The 3,258-nt window shown below is 69.4% G+C and carries 4 protein-coding genes; all 4 read left to right on the forward strand.

All coding sequences use genetic code 11. The annotated features are described in order from the left end of the window. The coding region (locus tag EQG76_RS20630) for a LysR substrate-binding domain-containing protein (protein ID WP_235031474.1) at positions 1 to 547 on the forward strand (547 nt) is incomplete at its 5' end. Continuing rightward, positions 544 to 1,980, forward strand: a complete 1,437-nt coding sequence (locus EQG76_RS20635) for an NAD(P)-binding domain-containing protein (protein WP_159716219.1) — start codon at positions 544 to 546, stop codon at positions 1,978 to 1,980. The genes EQG76_RS20630 and EQG76_RS20635, both read left to right, overlap by 4 nt. A gap of 68 nt (positions 1,981 to 2,048) precedes the next feature. After that, complete coding sequence (locus EQG76_RS20640; protein ID WP_159716220.1) at positions 2,049 to 2,315, forward strand: metal-sensing transcriptional repressor; 267 nt, start codon at positions 2,049 to 2,051, stop codon at positions 2,313 to 2,315. An 11-nt stretch (positions 2,316 to 2,326) separates the two neighbouring features. Beyond that, on the forward strand, positions 2,327 to 3,258 hold a 932-nt coding region (dmeF, locus tag EQG76_RS20645; RefSeq protein WP_159716221.1), incomplete at its 3' end, for a CDF family Co(II)/Ni(II) efflux transporter DmeF.

The following is a 3,258-nucleotide window of genomic DNA, read 5'->3' on the forward strand; positions in this document are numbered from 1 at the left end:
GAGCCTGCCGGTCGACCATCCGGGCGTGGAGGTGCGCTGGTGCGGGCGGGTGCCCTGCGTGGCGGCGCTCGCCGCGGACGATCCGCTCGCCGCTAGGCCGCAGGTCGCGATCCGGGACTTTGCCGGGCGTCGGCTGGTCTCGATGGCCAATCCCTTTCGGCTGCGCCGCCGGATCGACCAGGCGCTCGCCGAATCGGGCACCGTGCCCGCCGCCATCACCGCGACCAATGCGAGTTCCACCGCGCTGGCGCTGATCCGGGCGGGCGGCGGGATCGGGATCGTCGAGCCGGTGACCGCACTGGGCGCGCCGCTGGAAGGCGTGGTGATCCGCCCTCTGGACGTGGAGATCCCGTTCCTGTGGGGCGTGGTGCTGCCGCTCGGCCGGCCGGCGGCACCTGCGGTCGAGCATCTGGTGATCGCCTTCGCGGCGGCCGCGGCAGCGCTGCTGCCGGGCTTTCGCCAGGGAACTTCGGACGAGCTTGCCGGCGAGCCCGGCCGGCTGGAATCGGGCCGGCCGCAGGCCGGCGACAAGGATGACGGGCAATGACCATCGAAGCGGCACCTCCCTGCGGCCTTGCGGCGCTGGAGGCGAGGCTGCGCCAGGACCTGGCTTGGCTGGAGCTGCCGGCCAAGCCCTGGGTGCCGCCCAGGATACATGGCGGGCAGCCCGTGCTCGACGTGGCGGTCATCGGCGGCGGCATGTGCGGGCTGGCCGCCACCGCCATGCTCAAGCGGCTGGGCATCGCCAACGTCACCATCCTCGATCGCGCCCCGGCCGGAGGGGAGGGACCCTGGGTCACGTTCGCCCGGATGGAGACGCTGCGCTCGCCCAAGCAGCTCACCGGCCCGGCCCTGGGCCTGCCGGCGCTCACCTTCCGCGCCTGGTACGAGAGCCAGTTCGGCAGGGCCGCCTGGGACGCGCTCGGCAAGATCCCGCGCACCCAGTGGATGGAATATCTGGTCTGGTACCGCCGGGTGCTGGAGCTACCGGTCGAGAACGGTGTGGAGGTCCGCTCGATCCGCAGTGCAGAGGACGAGTTGTTCGCGCTGACCCTGGAGCGGGACGGCCATAGCCGGACCGCCTATGCGCGCCATGTCGTGCTGGCGACCGGGCGCGACGGGCTGGGTGGCCCCTATGTCCCGGAGATGATCGCGCGGCTTGATCGGCGCTTCTGGGCCCATTCCGCCGACCCGATCGATTTTGCCGCCCTGGCGGGCAAGGCGGTGGGCGTGGTGGGCGCCGGTGCGTCGGCAGTCGACAATGCCGCGGCCGCACTGGAGGCGGGTGCCGCGCGGGTCCATGTCTTCGTCCGCCGCGCCGACCTGCCGCGGATCAACAAGTTCACCGGCATCGGCAGCCCCGGCGTGGTACATGGCTTCGCCGGCCTGCCGGACGAGTGGAAGGCGAAGTTCCTGGACCATGTGCTGACCACCCAGACGCCGCCGCCGCGCGACAGCGTGCTGCGGGTTTCCCGCCACCCCAACGCCTTCTTCCACCTGGCGAGCCCGCTGGAGGAAGTGACGGCTGATGGTGATCGGCTCCGGGTACGGACACCCAGGGGCAGCTACCAGCTGGACTTCCTGATCGCCGGCACCGGGTTCTCGGTCGACCTGGAGCGGCGGCCGGAACTGGCGGAGTTTGCCCCGCACATTCGGCTGTGGCGCCACCGGTTCGACGGCCCCGGCATGCATCATGCGGAGCTGGCCTTCTCGCCGGACCTGGGCCCTGCCTTCGAGTTCCATGAGAAGGTGCCGGGCAGCGCCCCGTCCCTCGCGCGCCTGCACTGCTTCAACTATCCGGCCACGATGAGCCACGGCAAATTGAGCGGCGACATCCCGGCGGTCAGCGAAGGGGCGGACCGGCTGGCCAGGGGCATCGCCCGCGCCCTGTTCGTGGCCGACCGGGAGCGGCATTTCGCGAACCTGATCGGCTTCGATACGCCGGAGCTGCTAGGCGACGAGTGGGTGGATGCCGGCTGACGAGGACAGGCGCGGCGCCTGGCGCCCGGCGGGTTGAGTTATCCCCTCCGGAGGGATAGGTTCTGGTCATGAGCCATGCGAACGATCCCGAACTCCTCAGGCGCCTGCGGCGCGCCGATGGCCATCTCGCGACCGTGGTCCGCATGGTCGAGGAGGGGCGGGATGGTCTGGTGATCGCCCAGCAAATGCAGGCGGTGATCAAGGCGCTAGAAAAGGCCAAGCAGATGCTGATCCTGGATCATATCGATCACCATCTGGGTGCCGCGGCCGACTCCCTGCCGCCGGAGGTCCAGCGGAGGATCGCGGAGTTCCGCGAGATCACGAAATATCTTTGAGGAGCCGCCACATGCATACCCGCTCCATCGAGGATTGGCGGCACGACCATGTCTTCCTCGGCGCCGACCATGCCCGGAACGAGCGGCGCACCTGGTTCGTGGTCGCGCTGACGGCAGCCATGATGGTCGCCGAGATCGCGGCCGGCCTGGCGTTCGGCTCCATGGCGCTCCTGGCCGACGGCTTCCACATGGCGACCCACGCCGCGGCGCTCACGATCGCGGCGCTGGCCTATCTCTATGCCCGCCGCCATGCCCGCGACCGGCGCTTCACCTTCGGCACGGGCAAGCTCGGCGAGTTGGCCGGTTATTCCAGCGCGATGATTTTGGCGGTTATTGCGCTGCTGATCGGGATCGAGTCACTGGTCCGCCTGGCGGCACCTATCCCGATCCAGTTCGAGGAAGCCATCGCCGTCGCCGTGCTGGGTCTGGTCGTGAACCTCGTCAGCGCCTGGATGCTTCACCAGGGCGAGCATCACGATCACGGCCATCATCATCACCATGACCACGGTCATGTGCACGATCACGGTCACGACCATCACGCCGACCACAACCTGCGCTCCGCCTATATCCATGTGCTGACGGACGCGCTCACCTCGGTCCTTGCCATCGCCGGCCTGCTCGCCGGGCGATTCTACGGCTGGTTCTGGATGGACCCGCTCATGGGCATCGTCGGCAGCGTCGTGATCGCCCATTGGTCATGGGGCCTGCTGCGCGGCGCCGGCGCGGTCCTGCTCGACATGATGCCGGACGAGGCGCTGGCCGGGCAGATCACTTCAGCCCTGGAGCAGGGCGACGACCGGGTCACAGACCTGCATCTATGGCGGGTCGGGCCAGGGCACATGGCCGCGATCGTGGCGCTGGTCTCCGACCAACCGCGCGCACCTGCCTACTACAAGGCGAAGGTCGCGCATCTCCAGCAGTTGTCGCACGTCACGGTCGAGGT

Source organism: Geminicoccus flavidas (genome assembly GCF_009806515.1).
GTDB lineage: Bacteria > Pseudomonadota > Alphaproteobacteria > Geminicoccales > Geminicoccaceae > Geminicoccus > Geminicoccus flavidus.